At 64.2% G+C, this 18,534-nt stretch carries 17 protein-coding genes, 1 tRNA gene and 3 pseudogenes; 11 read left to right on the top strand and 10 right to left on the bottom strand.

What is annotated here, in order from left to right; all coding sequences use genetic code 11:
- Window positions 1-145 precede the first annotated feature (145 nt).
- From CKV91_RS05875 to CKV91_RS05865, 3 genes are all read right to left on the bottom strand, one after another.
- A complete protein-coding gene (locus CKV91_RS05875) occupies window positions 146-598 on the bottom strand; it encodes a GatB/YqeY domain-containing protein (RefSeq protein ID WP_021105489.1) in 453 nt (150 codons plus the stop codon).
- 126 nt (window positions 599-724) lie between these two features.
- A complete protein-coding gene (gene mgrA / locus CKV91_RS05870; protein ID WP_065860894.1) occupies window positions 725-1,738 on the bottom strand; it encodes an L-glyceraldehyde 3-phosphate reductase in 1,014 nt (337 codons plus the stop codon).
- Window positions 1,739-1,895: 157 nt separating this feature from the next.
- A complete protein-coding gene (locus CKV91_RS05865) occupies window positions 1,896-2,300 on the bottom strand; it encodes a DUF3052 domain-containing protein (RefSeq protein ID WP_021103189.1) in 405 nt (134 codons plus the stop codon).
- A 472-nt stretch (window positions 2,301-2,772) separates the two neighbouring features.
- Between CKV91_RS05865 and CKV91_RS05860 the strand changes: the two are divergent.
- The 7 genes and pseudogenes from CKV91_RS05860 to CKV91_RS05830 all read left to right on the top strand — a co-directional run.
- Window positions 2,773-3,867, top strand: a pseudogene (locus CKV91_RS05860) (PucR family transcriptional regulator); the annotation flags it as partial.
- Window positions 3,868-3,946: 79 nt separating this feature from the next.
- Complete coding sequence (locus tag CKV91_RS05855; protein ID WP_065860893.1) at window positions 3,947-4,288, top strand: NifB/NifX family molybdenum-iron cluster-binding protein; 342 nt, start codon at window positions 3,947-3,949, stop codon at window positions 4,286-4,288.
- Complete coding sequence (locus tag CKV91_RS05850) at window positions 4,285-5,211, top strand: 2-dehydropantoate 2-reductase (RefSeq protein WP_231933701.1); 927 nt, start codon at window positions 4,285-4,287, stop codon at window positions 5,209-5,211. The genes CKV91_RS05855 and CKV91_RS05850 overlap by 4 nt, the downstream gene beginning before the upstream one ends.
- A gap of 205 nt (window positions 5,212-5,416) precedes the next feature.
- On the top strand, window positions 5,417-6,298 hold the full coding sequence (locus CKV91_RS05845) for an ACP S-malonyltransferase (protein ID WP_065860908.1): 882 nt from the start codon (window positions 5,417-5,419) through the stop codon (window positions 6,296-6,298).
- Window positions 6,295-7,299: a beta-ketoacyl-ACP synthase III gene (locus CKV91_RS05840; protein ID WP_021103184.1), complete on the top strand. Its 1,005-nt coding sequence runs from the start codon at window positions 6,295-6,297 to the stop codon at window positions 7,297-7,299. The genes CKV91_RS05845 and CKV91_RS05840 overlap by 4 nt, the downstream gene beginning before the upstream one ends.
- A 95-nt stretch (window positions 7,300-7,394) precedes the next feature.
- Entirely contained in the window at window positions 7,395-7,640 is a 246-nt protein-coding gene (locus tag CKV91_RS05835) for an acyl carrier protein (protein WP_021103183.1), read from the top strand.
- A 28-nt stretch (window positions 7,641-7,668) separates the two neighbouring features.
- Complete coding sequence (locus CKV91_RS05830) at window positions 7,669-8,943, top strand: beta-ketoacyl-[acyl-carrier-protein] synthase family protein (protein ID WP_065860892.1); 1,275 nt, start codon at window positions 7,669-7,671, stop codon at window positions 8,941-8,943.
- Window positions 8,944-9,159: 216 nt separating this feature from the next.
- Here CKV91_RS05830 and CKV91_RS05825 read toward each other — a convergent pair whose 3' ends face one another.
- The 6 genes from CKV91_RS05825 to CKV91_RS05800 all read right to left on the bottom strand — a co-directional run bounded on the left by CKV91_RS05825 (window position 9,160) and on the right by CKV91_RS05800 (window position 14,652).
- Window positions 9,160-9,663, bottom strand: coding sequence for a DUF3145 family protein (locus CKV91_RS05825; protein ID WP_023035470.1), 504 nt, complete (start codon window positions 9,661-9,663; stop codon window positions 9,160-9,162).
- A gap of 220 nt (window positions 9,664-9,883) precedes the next feature.
- Complete coding sequence (locus CKV91_RS05820; RefSeq protein ID WP_023035471.1) at window positions 9,884-10,591, bottom strand: YggS family pyridoxal phosphate-dependent enzyme; 708 nt, start codon at window positions 10,589-10,591, stop codon at window positions 9,884-9,886.
- 15 nt (window positions 10,592-10,606) lie between these two features.
- Window positions 10,607-11,563 (bottom strand): VWA domain-containing protein, encoded by a 957-nt coding sequence (locus CKV91_RS05815; protein WP_065860891.1) that lies wholly within the window; start codon window positions 11,561-11,563, stop codon window positions 10,607-10,609.
- Between the two features lie 2 nt (window positions 11,564-11,565).
- Window positions 11,566-12,534: a VWA domain-containing protein gene (locus tag CKV91_RS05810; protein ID WP_095141089.1), complete on the bottom strand. Its 969-nt coding sequence runs from the start codon at window positions 12,532-12,534 to the stop codon at window positions 11,566-11,568.
- Window positions 12,535-12,566: 32 nt separating this feature from the next.
- Window positions 12,567-13,571, bottom strand: coding sequence for a DUF58 domain-containing protein (locus CKV91_RS05805; RefSeq protein ID WP_197691383.1), 1,005 nt, complete (start codon window positions 13,569-13,571; stop codon window positions 12,567-12,569).
- A 49-nt stretch (window positions 13,572-13,620) separates the two neighbouring features.
- Window positions 13,621-14,652 (bottom strand): AAA family ATPase, encoded by a 1,032-nt coding sequence (locus tag CKV91_RS05800; protein ID WP_081672418.1) that lies wholly within the window; start codon window positions 14,650-14,652, stop codon window positions 13,621-13,623.
- A 245-nt stretch (window positions 14,653-14,897) separates the two neighbouring features.
- On the opposite strand from CKV91_RS05800, the pseudogene CKV91_RS05795 reads away from it, so the two are divergent.
- The 3 genes and pseudogenes from CKV91_RS05795 (at window position 14,898) to CKV91_RS05785 (ending at window position 16,751) form a co-directional block, all read left to right on the top strand.
- Window positions 14,898-15,805: pseudogene (locus CKV91_RS05795) on the top strand (hypothetical protein).
- On the top strand, window positions 15,805-16,632 hold the full coding sequence (locus CKV91_RS05790) for an HAD-IIB family hydrolase (protein WP_021103174.1): 828 nt from the start codon (window positions 15,805-15,807) through the stop codon (window positions 16,630-16,632). The pseudogene CKV91_RS05795 and the gene CKV91_RS05790 overlap by 1 nt, the downstream one beginning before the upstream one ends.
- Before the next feature lie 45 nt (window positions 16,633-16,677).
- Window positions 16,678-16,751, top strand: a tRNA-Ile gene (locus CKV91_RS05785).
- A 651-nt stretch (window positions 16,752-17,402) separates the two neighbouring features.
- Here the strand turns inward: CKV91_RS05785 and CKV91_RS05780 are convergent.
- Window positions 17,403-17,750 (bottom strand): annotated as a pseudogene (locus CKV91_RS05780) (XRE family transcriptional regulator); the annotation flags it as partial.
- 539 nt (window positions 17,751-18,289) lie between these two features.
- On the opposite strand from CKV91_RS05780, the gene CKV91_RS09395 reads away from it, so the two are divergent.
- Window positions 18,290-18,418: a toxin-antitoxin system toxin subunit gene (locus CKV91_RS09395; protein ID WP_155942601.1), complete on the top strand. Its 129-nt coding sequence runs from the start codon at window positions 18,290-18,292 to the stop codon at window positions 18,416-18,418.
- The last annotated feature ends 116 nt before the right edge of the window (window positions 18,419-18,534 follow it).

Below are 18,534 nucleotides of genomic sequence, written 5' to 3'. Positions count from 1 at the left end.
GCATGGGAACGTCGAGGTCAATGGCATCAGATGATGAGATGCCACCAGCGGTCTGAATCGCGGTCGATGGCGTCCAGCGGCAACCAATCAGGCTGCCCGGGTGCACAACGCACGTGGCGAGGACGTCCCCCAGGACCGCAGCCGATCAGGACAGCGCACCCTTGACCAGGGCAGCGGTGGTCTTGCCATCGAACCTGCCCATGACTCGCGCCTGAACGGCCTTCATCACCGATCCCATGAGTTTCATCGTCGCCGGGCCACCATCGGCGGCCTTGGCGATCTCCTCGTCGATGATGGTCCGCACCTCGGACTCCTCGAGCTGCGCAGGCAGGTACTTCTGCAGAATGGCGAGTTCGGCCTCCTCGGCCTCGGCCAACTCGTCACGGCCAGCGTCCCGGTAGGCCTGGGCGGAGTCCTTGCGAACGTTGACCTGTTTGGTGATGATGGCCTGCTCCTGGTCATCGGTGAGTTCCCGGGCGGAGTCGCCGGCAACCTCCTCCGCTGAAATGGCCGAGATGGCCATGCGGATGGCGGACTTGGCCATGTCGTCGTGGGCCTTCATGGCCGCCACGAGATCGGACTTCAGTTGACTCTTCACAGCTGCCAAGGCAGGCTCCTTCTTCCGTCGAGTGTTGATGGGATGGGGGCGTCTGGCACACGTGTCACGGCATGCCACGCCACGAGGATTCTTTCATGGGACGATTTTCATGGATCGCCGCGCAATTCAGAGCTGGTGCTCGGCAAGCACCGTCTCGATACGAATGAGGTCGTCATCGGTGAGCTGGTTGCCCGACAGGGCGTCGATGTCGGCATCAAGCTGGGTGACATTGGATGCCCCCACGAGCACCGAGGTGATGCGTTCCTCACGCAGGATCCACGACAGGGCGAGTTGGGCCAGGGACTGGTCCCGGTCCATCGCAATCTCGTTGAGGGCACGCACGGTGTCCATCGTCTGCTCGTCGAGGTTCTCCGGGCGCAGGTGACGAGAGCCCATCCCGACGCGAGAATTGCGTGGGATCCCGGAAAGATACCTCGTCGTCAGCAACCCCTGTGCCAGCGGGGAGAAGCAGATAACGCCCATCCCCTCCTGCTCACAGGTGTCGAGCAGGTCGTCCTCGATCCACCGGTCGAACATGTTGTAGCGCGGCTGGTGAATGAGCAGTGGGGTTCCGAGCTCACGGGCGATGGCGGCAGCACGGACCGTCTGCTCATGGTCGTAGGACGATATACCGATGTAGAGGGCGCGTCCGGATCGCACGATGTGGTCCAGCGCCCCCATCGTCTCCTCCAACGGGGTGTCCGGGTCGAATCGGTGGGAGTAGAAGATGTCGACGTAGTCCAGCCCCATGCGTTTGAGGGACTGGTCGCAGGAGGCGATGAGGTACTTGCGACTGCCCCCACCTTGCCCGTAGGGACCGGGCCACATGTCATAGCCAGCCTTGGTGGAGATGATGAGTTCATCACGATGGGGCTTGAGGTCGGAGGCGAAGATGCGTCCGAAGTTGGTTTCGGCCTGGCCGTAGGGCGGGCCGTAGTTGTTGGCGAGGTCGAAATGTGTCACCCCGCGGTCGAAGGCGCGTCGCAGGACGGCGCGTTGGGTGCCCCCGGGATGCAGATCTCCAAAGTTGTGCCAGAGTCCGAGAGACACCGCCGGAAGCATGAGACCGCTGGTGCCACAACGGCGATACTGCATGTCGTCGTACCGGTTCTCAGCTGCGACGTAGGAACTCACTGCCATGGGCACAGGCTACCAAGGGCACGACGGTCGGAAGGATTGTCCCACTGACGGGATGTGAGGTGCGTACCCCCGAAACAGGGGCATGCCGTGCCAGCGCATCGGAACTGGTCGAATCCAACGACCCCCCATTCCCAGAGGCAGCGGGCCAGGAATCACATCATCGCCGTACGCCGCGCGGACGCACCACCTTGTGGGCCTGCCAGTCGGAGTCGAGGTTGTGGGTGGAGGTCAGCGTCATACCGGCCGTCTCCGCCCCCTCGTTGAGATCGGAGGCATCGATGGCGCCTGGACGTCCCACCTTGGGGGTGACCAGGACGATGAAACCATCATCGGAGAGGTCTCGCATGGCGTCGACGAGGGCATCGGCAACCTCGTCATCATCGCTGCGCAACCACAACCACACAGCATCCACAGCGTCCAGGGAGTCCTCGACGAGGTCACCGTCAACCGTGTCCATGAGCAGCTGACGCAGCTCCTCATCGACGTCCTCGTCCCAGCCCAGTTCCTGGACGATTTGTCCGGCCTCAAAACCAATTCTGTCGAAACCGGTCCCGTTACTCACTGATCCTTCGCTTTCCTTCGTTCGTGACCTCCCCGCAAGGGGCGATCGGCGGTGCAGGTGGAGTACCTGTCAGTCATAGCGTGCCAGACCCGCCCCGTCGAAGCCAGCGAATCCCCGGGAAGAGAGGTTCGAGTGAGTCACACCGCCCCTTCGCTGTTTTCCGCAAAACATCAGCGTTGACGTCCGGGCAGATGGTGGCGCTCCGCTGTCTGGAGCGAGACGTCACCGTCCACCGCCCCCTCTACGCCCTCGGAGGTACCACAGCCGGTCAGACGACCATGAGTAGGATCAATCATTGGCACACCTTTGCACGGTGGCGACCACCAGCAACGACCAATGACCAAGGAGGACCATGGCACGTTCGTCCGACACCGAGAAACGATCTCGGCCCGCAACGACAGGCCGCGACATCGTCCCCTCCGATCGCACCCGCAAGGCCATCACCAAGCGCCTGGCCTCCCACACCTCCGCCATGACGACGGCGACCCTGGCGACGATGAGTTCACGGCACTCGTGGTTCCGCCGCCTGTCCGCCGAGGAACGATCCTGGATCTCCATCGTCGCCCGATCCGGCATCGACGGTTTCGTCACCTGGTTCTCCGACGACCAGACCAAGCCCTACCGACCCACCAACATCTTCGGAGTGGCCCCGGCGTCCACGACGCGCAAGATCTCACTGCGTCAGACAGTGGATCTGGTGCGCACGACGATTGACGTCGTGGAGGATCAGATACGCACCACCATGTCGCGCTCCGACCGGCAGGTGCTGCTCAATGCCATCGTCCACTACTCCCGCGAGGTCGCCTTCGCCGCAGCCGAGGTGTACGCCCGCGCAGCGGAACGACGTGGCACCTGGGACGAGCGACTGGAATCACTGGTCATCGACGCGGTGGTGCGCTCCGAACCCGATGACGAGCTGATCTCCAGAGCCTCGACACTGGGATGGCGCTCCGGGCTCAACCTGTGCGTCGTCGTGGGACGCGGGGCCGGCTCGGGGGTCGGCGTCCGCGCACTGCGCCGAGCCGGGGAGCAGAAGGGGCTGACCATTCTTGCCGCAACCCAGGCTCACCGTCTGGTGGCCGTCGTGGCCGGGGAACAGATCGTCGACGACGCCTCTGCCGTCAAGGTGGTGGCCGCCCTGGCCGATCATTTCTCCGAAGGTCCCATCGTCGTGGGCCCGGTGGTTGACGAACTGACCAATGCACCGACCTCGGCACGAGCCGCCATGGCGGGGGCCCGGGTGGCCAGTGGCTGGCCGGAGGGCCCACGAGTGCTGTCCTCGACCGATCTGCTCCCCGAGCGTGCGCTGACCGGTGATGAGCAGGCCATTGCCTGGCTCGTCGAACAGATCTACGAGCCACTGTCCAGATCGACCGGCAACCTCATGGAGACCTGTGTCGCCTTTCTGGACCATGGCGGTTCGGTCGAGGGCACTGGACGTGCGCTCTACATCCACCCCAACACGGTGCGCTACCGCCTCAAGAAGATTCAGGAGACCACGGGATACTCCCCCAACGATCCCCGGGAGGCGTACGTCATGCGTCTGGCGATCACCTTCGGTCGACTGCACACGACAGACCAGAACGACCAGCACCGCCCTGATCTGCCTCGTTTCCCATTCCCTGCTCTAGGGTGAGACCATGACGATGAACTTCATGATCCCGGTACACGACGACGGATCCGTCGAACCACGATTCGGCCGAGCACCCAAGGTTGCGGTGGCCACCGTCGACGACTCCGGATCCATCACCGGATGGCAGACCTTCGACGTGCAGTGGGACCGTCTGCACGACGAGGGCCCGGAGGGATCCCACCACGCCCGTATCGTCCGTTTCCTACGCGAGCACGAGGTGGCTGCGGTCGTGTCCACCCACATCGGGGCAGGTATGCAGCACACCATCATGAAGATGGGGCTCGCCATGCTGCCAGCCACCGATCCGGATGCCCGAGCCAGCGTTGCGGCCGTGGCGGAGCAGGTCGCCCGATGATGGATCGTCTCAGGGTTGCCGTCGTCGGCGCAGGTGCCATTGGAACATTCTACGGAATGATGCTCGAACAAGCCGGAGCCGACGTGAGTTTTGTCGCCCGAGGCGCCACCTTGGCGGCCATCCGACGCGACGGGCTGCGCATCACGGGAAAACGTACGAGAACGATCCACCCTCTGGTCACCGACGATCCAGCCCAGATCGACGTGGTCGACGCAGTACTCGTGTGCACCAAGACATTCCAAGTCGCACCGGCCCTGGAGGACTACTCGTCATCCCTCATCGGCCCGGACACCGTGGTCGTGACCACTCAGAACGGGGTGGCAACTCCTCAGGTGGTGGCCGACATCGTGGGACGACGACGCACCTGTCCAGGTGTGTGCCGGGAGTGGGTGAAGATCGTCGAGCCGGGAGTCGTGGACGACATGGGCGGCCCGGCCAGTATCCACATCGGCATGCTGGATGGCTCGCAGAACCCCATCGTGGATGAGATCCGGTCCAGGTTCGAGTCGGTGGGTGTCACCTGTCCCCCGGTCGCCGACATCATCACCGAGCTGTGGTTCAAGGCCGTCAACGTCTGTGCCCAGGGAGCCATCGGTGCCGCCCTGGAGGCCACCCTGGGCGAGTTGCTCACCTGTCATCGTGACCTCTTCGTCCGATGTGTGCGTGAGTGGATCGCCGTGGGTGAGGCGCACGGTGCGGACTTCTCCCCAGACGTCCTCGCGGCGGTTTTCGCATATTTCGAGTCGCAGGAGGGCCACCTCACCACCTCTTTCCAGCGTGACATCACGGCTGGGCGGGCCAGTGAGTTGGAGGCCCAGGTGGGTGCCCTGCCCGGGTTGGGCGACGAGGTCGGCGTCGACACACCACTCAACGATGCATTTGCTGCCGTGTTGCGAGCCAAGGCAGCACGAGCCGGGCACTGAGTACCTGCCTCTGCGGCCCGCACCTGTCGACTCCACGGCATTGTGGGATGTCCACAAACCATTGTGGGGTACCCACAAAGAGTGGGAGATCGAATTAGCTGGCCCGTCGGTGACACAACGCTGTGACAGGAGGCACAGTGGGAACATGCTTGCACTTGTCTCACCGGGCCAAGGTGCCCAGAAACCTGGTTTTCTCGGGCCTTGGCTGGAGGACGCATCCTTCGCCGCACACCTGAACTGGCTCTCCGCAGTGGCGAACATGGATCTGGCCGAACATGGCACGGTGTCCGACGAGGCCACCATCAAGGACACTGCCGTGGCCCAACCACTGCTGGTGGCCGCCGCACTGGCCACCGGGTGGGCCGTCAAGGACGACTTCTTCCCCCAGGCAGACATGATCGCCGGCCACAGCGTCGGTGAGATCGCCGCAGGAGCTGGGGCGGGGGCATTCAGCCCCGAGGCCGCGATGGTGCTGGTACGTGAACGTGGTCGGGCCATGGCCGAGGCCGCCGCCGTCACCAAGACGTCGATGACCGCCGTCATCGGTGGCCAGCCCGACGAGGTGCTCGCAGCCATCGAAAAGCACGGACTCACCCCCGCCAACCACAATGGCAAGGGTCAGATCGTCGCAGCTGGCACCGTCGAGCAGCTCGAAGCATTTGCTGCCGAACCCCCGGCCCGCACCCGACTGTTCCCGTTGAGTGTAGCCGGTGCCTTCCACTCGGTGCACATGGAACCAGCCGTTGACCACCTTCGTTCGGTTGCCGCAGCCATGCCGACCTCCTCGTCGCTGAGCACCACTCTGCTCAGCGATCTGGACGGCGCGGTCGTGACCGACGGACGCGACTTCGCCGACCGCCTGGTTGCCCAGGTTGCCCAACCGGTACGCTGGGACCTGGTCATGCAGACCATGGCCAGCCGTGGCATCACCGGTATGATCGAGCTCGCTCCGGCGGGTACCCTCACCGGTATCGCCAAGCGCAATCTCAAGGGCGTCGAGCTGTTCAACCTCAACACCCCCGACCAGTTGGAGGACGCCCGCGCCTTCGCTGCTGCACACAGTCACAAGACCCCGGAGACCGCATGAACAACCCGACCCTGTCGGCAAGCACCGGAGCATCCTACGCCCGGATCCTCGGAACCGGCTCAGTACGTGGTGACCGCGTCGTCACCAATGAAGAGATGTGCACCATGATCGACTCCACCCCGGAGTGGATCGAACAGCGCACCGGAATTCGTGAACGGCGTTGGGCCACCCCCGAGCAGACCGTCATTGCGATGGCCTCCCAGGCGGCTCGTCAGGCCATCGAGGACGCCGGGCTCACTCCCGACCAGATCGACACCGTCATCATCGCCTCGGTCTCACACCACCGTCCCTCCCCCTCGCTGGCCACCTATGTGGCCCGTGAGATCGGCGCCACGTCTGCTGCCGCCCTGGACATCAACGCCGCATGTGCTGGATTCTGCTACGCGACAACCCTCTCGGAGTCGCTCATCCGCTCCGGGGCGAGCACCCACGTCGTGTCCATCGGGGTGGAGCGTCTCTCCGACATGATCAACATGAAGGACCGTTCCACGGCATTCCTGTTCTCCGACGGTGCCGGTGCGGCTGTCTTCGGCCCGTCCGAGGAGCCTGCCATCGCCCCGACGCAGTGGGGATCGCGCGCCGACCAGGTCGAGGTCATCGAGATCGAGGACTGGACGCAGGCAGCCAGCCATCCGGACGTCAACTACCCGCTCATCGCCATGGAGGGCCGGAAGGTCTTCAAGTGGGCGCTGACCGAGGTGGCCGCCAAGGCCAAGGAGGCCATCGCAGCTGCCGGCATCACTGCAGACGACCTGGACGTCTTCATCCCTCACCAGGCCAATGACCGTATCGTCGACGTCATCGTGCGCCATCTCGGACTCCCAGATTCCGTGACGGTGTGCCATGACATCGCCGGGATGGGCAACACCTCTGCTGCCTCCATTCCCATTGCCATGGATCGGATGCGTCGGCGCGGTGACGCGCACAGCGGCGATCTGGCACTTATCATCGGATTCGGGGCCGGGCTGGTCTATGCCGGCCAGGTCGTGCGTCTACCCTGACGTCGACCGGGCCCCACCCAGACGCGTCATCTCCCGATGGCGTTTCCACCACCGCGTCACCGCTGGGTGATGCGATCTACAGATGAGGAACACCAATGGCTGACAAAGCCCAGATTCTGGCCGATCTCGCAGACATCGTCAACGACATCACCGGTGTCGAGCAGTCCGAGGTGACCGAGGAGAAGGCCTTCACCGACGATCTCGACGTCGACTCCCTGTCCATGGTCGAGATCATCTACTCCTGCGAGGAGAAGTTCGGCGTCGAGATCCCCGACGAGGAGTCCAAGAACCTCCGCACCGTCGGTGACGCCGTGAAGTACATCGAAGATCACCAGTCCTGATCCAGCACCCATCTGCCGAGGAGAGTACATGACCGACGTCGTCATCACCGGATTCGGAGCCACCACACCCCTGGGGGCGGATGCCCCGAGCACGTGGCAGGGGCTTGTCGAAGGACGTAACGGCGTCCACACCCTTGACCACGAGTGGGCCGAGAATCTTCCGGTCACCTTCGCCGCTGAGGTTGTTGACGAACCCGGTAACCACATCCCCCGCCCGCGGGCCCGTCGGCTGGACCGTTCCAGCCAGCTGGCGCTCGTCGCGGCATGGGAGGCGTGGGCCGATGCCGGACTGTCGCTGCCGCACGATGAGGACGGCAACCCAGTGGACAACGGTGTCGACCCGGACCGGCTCATCGTCTCGGTGGCCACTGGGATCGGTGGTCTGCACTCTCTGCTCGGACAGTGGGACGTCCAGAAGGACAAGGGATTTCGACGGGTGAGCCCGTTCACCATCCCCATGCTCATGGCCAACGCCCCGGCTGCGAACATTGGTCTTGAGTTCCATGCGACCGGTGGCATCCACACCCCGGTGTCAGCGTGTGCCTCCTCCTCGGAGGCCATCTCCCTGGGGCTGGACCAGATTCGCCTGGGACGCGCCGACATCGTCGTCGCCGGCGGTACGGAAGCCGTCATCCATCCCCTACCACTGGCCGCCTTCTCCCAGATGAAGGCGTTGTCGTCGCGCAATGACGACCCGGAACACGCATCCCGTCCCTGGGACGTGGACCGCAATGGTTTCGTCCTCGGTGAGGGCGCGGCCATCCTCGTGCTGGAGACCCTCGAGCACGCCCAGGCCCGCGGCGCCACGATCTATGGCACCTTGGCTGGCTCGGGTATTTCGGCCGATGCCCACGACATCGTCCAACCCGATCCGTCCGGGTACGGTCAGGCCTCGGCGATGCGCAAGGCCTTGGCTTCGGCAGATCTGAAGCCCAGCGACATCAAGCACATCAATGCCCATGCCACCTCGACGCCGCAGGGTGACACGGCGGAGGCCATGTCGATCCGCGAGGCCCTTGACACGGCAGCAGAGGACGTTCTCGTCACCGGCACCAAGTCGATGACTGGTCATCTGCTTGGCGGAGCGGGTGCCTTGGAGTCCTTCGCGACGGTCATGGCGTTGCTACGCCACAAGGTTCCCGGCACGATCAACACCGAGCATCTCGAGGAAGGGCTGCCGGTACGGATCGCCACCGAGACGACGGATCTTGCTGACGGCGATCTTGCCGCCCTCAACAATTCCTTCGGTTTCGGCGGACACAACGTCACCCTGGCGTTCACCAATCAGCACGCCACTCGCTGACTGCCCAGCCGACAACCTCGGCTGGTGGGCATTGCTGGTCGAGGTTCGCGGTCGTCTGCCACGCGGCGTCGCCCGAAAAAGTGGCCAACCGCACATGTGACCGCCATCTACATGGCATCGCAAATCCGGAACCACGTGCGCCAACCGCACATGTGACCGCCATCCTGCGCCCGACTCCCGGGTGAGCCGGGTCTGGCGGCCCTTGCGGGAAGTCGCTCAGCCGACCTGGGCGGCGAACCAACTCACGTCGATGGTGGGATCGCCAGCGCGATACGCCTCCAACTCAACGTCCCACGGTTCGCCGAGCAGATCGGAGATCTGGGTGGCGAGATCCGTTCCCATCCGGCGCGACTCCATGACGGCGGTCCGCAGCCGCACCTCGTCGACGCGGATGGATCCGGCGTCGTCGGTGGCGCAGTGGAACACTCCGAGATCGGGGGTGTACGACCATCGCTGAGTGGGGGCACCCGACTCGACCGTCACCTCGAATCGCAGTTTCCGCCAGGCACACAGTGTGGAGACGAGACCGACGACCTGCTGCATGTCACCACTCCACGCAACCTCGGCGCGCCAACTTCCCGGACAGACCGGTTGGGGCCTCCACTGCCACATGGGCGCGACAACAGCGGCATTGACCATCCACTCGATGTGGTCGCGCAATGCCGTCGGCGCCGAGTGGATGAAGATCATGCCCTCGGCATGCAGGTGTGAACTGCTCATGTGACCGTCCTCTCGGTACCACGTGCCTTCCCCTGCAGGGTCCCGAAGCGGTCAGGCTCCATTGTGCCGTTCCGGGTCCGAGCACACAAGTACGAAGAAAAATCAATGCGACATCACGAGCGCACCAGAAAAACTCAGGTGTCGGGCGAGCACCTGAGCACATGCTGCGTGCGGCAATTGCCACCCTCGTTCACTTCAGGGCACAGCCCTGGGCCATGCCTCACCGTCCCATGGGCGGCCTGCTACCGAAGATCGCCTGGCCGACCCGCACCGTCGTCGCGCCATGTGCAATGGCAATCTCGAAATCTCCCGACATTCCCATGGAAAGGTCGTTCCAGGAACTCACCTCGGAGGCCTCGTTGCGCAGCTGCTCCTGGACCACCCGCATCCGTTGGAAGCAGGCAGCCACCTGGGACTCGTCATCGCTGTGGAGCGCGACCGTCATCAGGCCCTTGACGCGCAGCGCGTCGAAGGCACTCAGCTGTCGCGCAAAGTCGACTGCCTCGGATGGGGTCACACCAGACTTCTGGGGTTCATCGGAGGAATTGACCTCCACGAGCACGTCGAGTTGGCGTCCCTGGGCATGGAGTCTCTTGTCGAGTTCCCGGGCCAGCCGCAGGGAGTCCAACGCCTGGAACTCGGAGGCAAATCTTGCGACGTCCCGCGCCTTGTTGGTCTGCAGATGACCGATGATCGCCCACTCGATCTGTGGATGGTCGTCGGAAAGCTCCTGCCACTTGCCCATCGCCTCCTGGACACGATTCTCACCGAACCGCCTCACACCCGCCTGGGCAGCCTCGACGACGTCACTGGCCGGCTTGGTCTTGCTCACCGGCAGCAGCCGCACCGATGCCGGGTCACGATCCACCTGGCGACATGCCTGGGCGATACGACTGTGAATCATCTCAAGGTTCTCTGCGATGGTCATGTATCCACTCAACCACTAGGGCCAGCGAGCGGCCAGCATCACCGCGCCACCTGCCGCGACAAGGGCCAGAATCACCGATATTCCCACGTAGACGTCCGTGATCTCGGCATAAACCTTGTCCGATCCCACGGAGTGCGAGATCTCTCGGTACACCTTCTTGAGTTCGCCCAGGGATTGCGCCGAGAACTTCTCACCGCCAGAGGCCTTGGCCACGGCAGCCAACTCGCTGCGATTCACCGGCACCCGTTGCCTCACCCCGTCCTCGACGAGATACCCACGCGCCGTTCCGTAGGCAATGGTGTACACCGGAACTCCCTTGCCACCGGAGTCCCGACCTGCCTGCAGGGAGGGGCGCCCCATGTTCGTCGAACCATCGGAGAGCAGGACGATCGCAGCAGGAGCCACCTCCTTGGGATGTCTGGGGTCGGGCGGAGCCAGCTTGATGGCGTCCAGGCTGGTGTAGATGCCCTCCCCGATGGCCGTGGATGGCAGCACCTTGAGGTTGTCAATGGCACGGTCCACGGTTCCCCGGTCCGTCGTCGGGGGGACGACGACCTGCGCAGTGCCGGCGAACCTCACCAGGGCCACGTTGAATCGTGGCGGCAATGACCCCACGAACTCCTTCGCCGCGTCCTGGGCAGCCGTGAGGCGATTGGGTTCGACGTCATTGGCCTCCATGGATCGTGACACGTCGATGGCCACGGCAATGGTGGCGCGGTCCCTGGGCACTGATCGGTACGACTGGGGCTGGGCAAAGGCTAGGACCAGGCATGCCGTGGAGGCCACCGATGACATCACGGCGAGCCACCGTTTCCAACCGCGTTGGTGTGGCAACACGCGCCGCAGCCGGTCGTCGGGGCTGCGCACCGAACGGCGTCGGATGTCCAGCACCAGCCAGGCCAGGAACAGCAGCACCGGGACGATGAGCCACCACAGCCGTCCGGGATGAGCGAAATGTATGAGCATCGCCATACCTACCGCCTCACTGCCATCGTCAACACACCAACTCCTGCGAGTACTGCGAACCCCATCGCGTAGAAAGCCCACGTGGCGGTGACTTCCTTCTTGACGTCCTCGTAGCCCACCGAGGAGTGCACGTCCTGGTACACCTTGTCGAGCCGGGGAGCCGAGTCAGCCTCCCAGCTCTGCCCTCGCGACGACGAGGCGATCTGCTTCATGACCTGCGTGTCGGGAGCGACTCGTTCCCGACGCCCGTCCAGGTCGACATAGCCGGTCTGGGTGCCGAAGGCGATGGTGTAGATCGGAACCTTTGCCCTACCAGCCTTGGTGGCTAGGGGGACCGGGTCCGGCCCATGGTTGTTGCCCCCGTCGGAGAGCAGGACGATCGCTGCCGGGGCGGGGGTGCCGTCCTCGGACTTGGGAGCCTGCCTGATGGAGTCCATGCTCTCGATGATGGTGTCACCCAGGGCCGTTCCGTCGCTGGGTTCGATGTTGTCGATCGCGCGTCGCACGACGGCCCGGTCCTTGCTGGGAGGCACGAGCACGGTCGGGCTGCCCGACACACGCACGACGGAGACGTTGAATCCCTCAGGCATGGTGTCGATGAATCTGGTGGCAGCCTGTTTGGCGGCGTCCATCCGGGTGGGGTCGACGTCCTTGGCCCCCATGGATTGGGAGGCGTCGATGGCCACGACGATGGTGGCCCGCTCCCGTGGAACCTTCTCGATCCCCAATGGTCGGCACCAGGCAACGACGGCGGCCTCCAGGGCCAGCAGTGACATGGCCACCGAGAAATGTCGTTTCCACTGCGGTTGGCCCCGCATGACGGCAGCAACCATGCCGGCATTGGGGGTACGCACCGGGGAACTTGCGGATCTGCGCAACGCCACCAGGTAGAAGGTGAGCAGCGCAGGAACGGCGAGCAGGGCCCACAGATGGTGCGGTGATCTCAACTCGGGCAGGCCCAGGACCATGCTTGGCAGGGTCTTCGGCAGGATCGTCAAGGTCTGTGCCGTCATGGGTTCATCACCTGGCCGGTGTTGTGCAGCACGGGTGCCACCTTGCGGTACCCGATGACGAATCGGGCGATGTCGCGCACCCAGTCGGAGTCGGTACGCAGCTGGACGTGGGCGGCTCCGGAACGTCGAATGGCGGCTGCGACCCGGCGGCGTTGGGCTGCAGCTGCCGCGTTCATGCGCACCCGGGCCTGCTCGTCGGAGGTGTCGACGAGCTGTGCGGCCGATGTCTCCGGATCTGCGATGAGCACCTCACCCATGTCGGGAAAGTTGGTCTCTGCCGGGTCGACGATCTCCATGCACACCACTTGATTGCGACTGGCCAGGCGGCGCAACGCCCGTTCCCACTCGGTGGGCACGGCAGGGTCGAGTTCAAGATCTCCCGGGGTGACGAAGTCGGAGACGACGATACGCATGCCCCGACGCCGCTCCACCCGGAGCACATGCTCAATACTCTCTGACAAGGGCATTGACGGCGATGAACTGTCCGGGACGATGGGCTCGGTGAGCATGGAACGCAACAGCGCGTACAAGGCGGTGCGTCCGGATCGGGCCGGGAACCGTCGTACCGAGTCGTGTCGCATGATGACCCCGCCGAACCGGTCACCCATCTTCTGGGTGAGGAACCCCATGGTGGCGATCCCTGCGATGCCAAGGTCGCGTTTGGTCATGGTCCGGGTGCCCCAGTTCATCGAGGCGGTGGCGTCGAGCAGGGCCCACACCTCGAGTTCCCGATCGGCAATGGTGTCGCGCACGTGCGGCTCGGTGGTACGAGCTGTGACGGCCCAGTCCATCCGTCGTACATCGTCCAGGCCGGGCTGGTAGGGACGCGCATCACTGGCCTCGGTGCCCACCGCAGGAATGAGTCCGCGATGGTCGCCGTGCAGGAAGCCCTCCAACCGACGCACGATCGTCAGTTCCAGGCGCTGCAGTGCAGCTTCGGGGGCCAGCTGGTGCAGGGCCACCGATGCCCCGGTCGGCTGGTGGACGATGGTGTCGACCACCCCGTCCGTCGTACTCGTTCGGCGTCGATTCGTGGTAGCCATGGCCACCTCAGTTGTCGTAGGACGCGTCGTAGCGATGCTGCTGGTGGGACGTCTCACGTTGCTGCTTGTTCCACACCGGGGTGGGCGGGGGAACCATGGCGAGGATGCGATCGATCACCTGGGCCGGGGCGATGTTGTCGGCCACCGCGTCGAAGGAGAGCATGATGCGGTGTGCCATGACGTCCTTGGCAATGGCCTGGACGTCGGTGGGCAGGACGTAGTCGCGACCGTGGATGAGGGCCAGGGCGCGGGAGGCGGCCACCAGTCCCAGGGTGGCACGCGGGGAACACCCGATCTGGATGACGGGTTCCAGGTCGGGCATGTCGAAATCACCGGGGCTCCGGGTGGCCAGGACGAGACGCACGATGTACTCGGCAACCAGGTTGTGGACGAAGACGTCGGAGGCCATGTCCTGCAGCTCGATGATCATGTCGGTGGTGAGTACCTGGGTGGGCTGGGGAGCCTTGACGCTCATACGCCGCAGGATCTCGAACTCCTCGTTGCCCCGCGGATAGGGCACGTCGACCTTGAGCAGGAACCGGTCTCGCTGGGCCTCGGGCAGTGGGTAGACTCCCTCGGACTCCACTGGGTTCTGAGTGGCGATGACGCTGAACGGCTTGCGGGCCGGGAAGGTTCTCCCGGCGATGGACACCTGTTTCTCCGCCATGAGCTCGAGCATTGCCGACTGCACCTTGGCAGGGGCACGGTTGATCTCGTCGGCCAGGACGAAATTGACGAAGACCGGGCCGAGTTCGATGTCGAACTGCTCGCGTGACGCGGAGTAGATCCTGGTGCCGATGATGTCGGAGGGCACGAGGTCGGGGGTGAACTGCACACGGGCGAAGTCCCCGCCCAGGACCGTCGCGAACGAGCGTACTGCCAAGGTCTTGGCCACACCGGGCACGCCTTCGAGCAGAATGTGTCCCTTGGCGAGCACCCCCACCATGAGCTGTTCGACCATGTGCTCCTGACCGACGATGACCCTCTGCACCTGTCCGATCGCCTCGCCGAGCAGTCGGGCGGCCTCGGCATTGCTCATCGAGGCATTCGCATTCCCGGTGCCGATGTTCTGGCCACCGGAAATCTCGAAGGGCGCTCGACCACCATGCTGGTCTGCCGGGTTCGTCGACGGTGTGCTCACAAAATCTCCTGCCTGAATCGTCGTTCCCACCTGCGAGGACGCCGACCTGGATGGCCTGCCGAAGCAACGATACCTGCACTGGAAAAGGTATCCAGTCGTGTGCGGCTGGGAACGATCTCGCCGATGTGGTGAGATAGACGACGATGTCTACCACACCACCAGCAGATGCTCCCCAGCCTGCACCGCTGCTCCCCCAGGATCCCCCAAGGTGGGAGAGTTCTGGCTCGATGCCCGGGCTGCGGATTCTGCTGCCGGTGTGGCATATCTTGCCCACCGGAGCACCCAGCGGGTGATCCTCGTCATGTTGTGTGCGGGGGCGGCATCCGATGGTGGCGCCCGAGACCGCCTGGCCGGCCAGGTGAACCTGTTGCCGGCACGCATGGTCCTTGCCCGTGGCGGGCAGGGGCAGGACTCCGGACGGTTGGGGCATCTCTTCCAGGAAGTCGCGGATTGCCCCGCCCCCGTCGACCAGACCCCACCAGCACCGTGGGTGGCGCTGGTGGACGACGAAACCCCCTACGCACTCCAGGAAGCCCGACGAATCCTCGGCGAGGTGGAGTTGGCCCACACCAGTCAGCTCGGGAGAGTGGCCGGCCCCTCCTTCCAGGTGCACTGGGCGAAGGATCGTGCCCCGGGGACCTCCCGGTCGTGGCCACTTCCCTGGCCCGGACGTCATGACCAGGCCGGCTGGTCGACGACGGTGGTGGCCTGGCTGCTCACCCTCGTCATTGCTGGGTTGGGGCTGCTCATCGCCGTTCTGCTGTTCCAGAATGTTCCGCCAACTCCCCCACCGCCGCCGGTTCCCACGTCGAACAGTTCCAGCTCGTCGACGTCCTCGCCATCGAGTTCGCAGCAGTCGCCGTCGTCCGGTGGCAGTGGTTCGTCCTCGCCGAGTCCGCAACCCAGTGATGCGCAGAGCTCACGACCCGAATCGAGTTCCTCCCCCAGCGAGGGGTCGGCCTCCCCCACCCCCACCTCCAGTGGTGAGCCACACGACGGGCGGCCCAGCTCGTCCGGCAGCCCCGACGAACACCCCAATGGAAGGCTCTGATGACCCCTCTCACGCTTGTCGCCACTGACTTGGACCACACCTTCCTGGGAGCCGATCAGCGGCCCTCGGAGCTCAACACCCACTCCATGTTCGCCGCCGCCGACCATGGGACGGCCGTCGTCTTCGCCACCGGACGACCACTGCGCTGGCTCGATCTGCTGGAGGTCTTCACCGATGTCAACCCGACGGTGATCGCCTCCAATGGTGCCGTCACCTACGATCTGCGCAATCATCGGGTGATCTCGGACACACCATTTCCCGTTGACCTCATCACGGACGTGGTGAACGACATTTCCTCTGAACTACCCGAGGCCAAGTTCAGCCTCGAGGAGGCGCGAAGCTGCTACGTGGAACCGGGGTTCGATCGGGTGGACCACGGCCGGCCCGTCACCCATCGGGGGCCGATACGCGAGTTCCTCACGCCAGATTCACGGCCGGTGAAGATGCTGGTACGCGCCTTCGGCATCCCCACCGAGGAGCTCTTCGAGATCGTGGACGGTCTCGTCGACGGCAGGGTGTCCACCACATTCTCGGTGCAGCTGGACGACGGGCTCATCGAACTCGCCCCGATCGGGGTGTCCAAGGGGGCAGCCCTGAGCGCTACGGCCGAGCAGCTCGGTGTCGATCTGGCTGACGCTGCTGCCTTCGGCGACATGCCCAACGATCTGTCGATGCTGCGACTGGTGGGCCACCCGTTCGTCGTGTCCAATGCACACCGCCGCGTCCTGCAGGAGGGTTTCCCCGTCATCGGGCACCACGACACCTCAGCGGTGGGACATGCGATCCTCGATCTGCTCGATGGACGACAACCCGCTACAGTGTCCTGAGACACACAAGACCTTCGAGGCAGCCCACTGCCTTGAGGACTGTCGGGGGCGTTAGCTCAGCAGGTCAGAGCAGGGGACTCATAATCCCTGGGTCGCGGGTTCGAGCCCCGCACGCCCCACCTTTTACTGCGACTCGGTCGGCGCGGGCTGCGATGTGATCGGCATGGGGGCCGACGCCTGCCCCTCTGCGACAGTCATCACCGTGGATCCCTCCGAAAGGAACACGTCCACCAGTTCCCAAGGATTGAGACGTGGAGTGGTCTCCCATGCCACTCAGCTGCAGAGACAGCATGGAACGTGTGGGGCCGCACCATTGACCAAGCCACGCCGGTGGTCGTTGAGTTTTCCATGGTCTATAGTGGGACGTAGGAAAAACGGAGTGGGAGTCTGCGGATTGCCCACACGGCCCCCGGTGGGATGTCTAGCGGATGCGGACCGAAGCCGGGGGATTCCTTGTATCTGGACGGTGACGGTGTGGTCACCGTGTACGTCCCCTGTCTTGCCCATGGTCGCGACAGGGCGGCTGGGGTGCGTGGCTGCGGTAACTGTGGGGCTGCCGGCCTGCCATGACGGCAAGCGACTGGCAGATTGTCGCGGGGCGGTGGCCCGCTTTTGGATGCCGAGGTTGGCCAGGAACGGGGCGCGTTGAAGTTGGCTTACCCCACGTGCTCCGTGGTGCCCTAAAAGCCCAGGTCGGCATGGAGTCCTGTGGTGAATGTCTGGTGGCCGATGTGCGTCCTCGTCGGTGAAAGCGGTGTCACTGACACTGTCTTCCTCTCGGCCCTCAGCAGAGCGATGGCCTTCCGCTTGCGTGCGGCCGCGTGCGTGCTCCAGTGCCTTGCGGGCGTGGCACTCTTCCCTTGCACCTTTTCTCACATGCGTTACGCTCCAGCCTCGCCATCCAAACGAACCTGGACTGTGACCGAATCCTCATCGGGTCCGTCCTCATTCCAAGCAGCAATGATCCCGCGGGCCTCGTCTGCGACCTGACCCAATTCCGCTGCCTGCCCGACAACCCCGAGGGCCGGAATCTCGAACACCCAGAAATTCGCCTCAGCCGAGACCTCACGATGGGTGACCACTTCATAGGTCGTCCCACTTTCCACGGTCGTGTCCATCACTTCCACTCCTTCGGAGGTGAAGTAGCGAGTGAGGGCTTCCTGGATGATCCCCAACTCACTGCGCCCCTCAGCATGAGCCCGCTCGGCGAGCTGCCTGTTCAACCACACCGGTAGCCCATCAGACACCGCAGGACCCCAAGCACGCCGAGCAGCCGCAATACGCTCACCCGACCACCCCTGCTCGAAATCAGCAGCAGCCGCCTCATCACGGGCATCCATGTCCGTCATCACAGGCCTCCCCTCAGATCGCATCGGTGCAGCGCTTACGTGCAGGCATCGTCTGAAACACGATTACCGGAAATGAAGAAGCAGGAGCGGAATGAGGCTTGGGCGGAGTGTCTTGTTCTGGTTGTCGTCTGCAGCGTGTTCTCCAAGTGATGTCGCGTGCGTATTCTGCTGTGTGCGTCAGTGGTTCACCCGAATGCGTTGAAACACGGGTCAAGTGTAGGCAGGTTCGGCAGGCGTATGAGACGGGTTCGAGTGGTGCTCGGGTACGTCGGGGTGCTGAGGATGTTGAGCCGGCGCGATGGGCCACAATCGGATTTGATAGTTCAGGGCGGCCAATCGAGATGGTGTTTGTCCGTGGCACTGGCAGGTCAGTATTGGTGATCCACGCGAACTGGTTGACAAAAGGGTTTCTGGCTCAGATGAGGAGGTTGAGATGAGTGAGTTTGTTGCCGACAACGGTGTTCGTGTCACCGACGAGATGGTGCGGCAGTGGGCACGTGAAGCCAGCTGAGGACCCCAAGAACCGGGGGTCTTGGAGTCGTTCTGAGATCGT

The sequence above is a fragment of the Cutibacterium granulosum genome, assembly GCF_900186975.1.
Taxonomy (GTDB): Bacteria; Actinomycetota; Actinomycetes; order Propionibacteriales; family Propionibacteriaceae; genus Cutibacterium; species Cutibacterium granulosum.
Note: the sequence above shows the minus strand (reverse complement) of the source record. Positions and strands in the feature narration are given on the sequence as shown.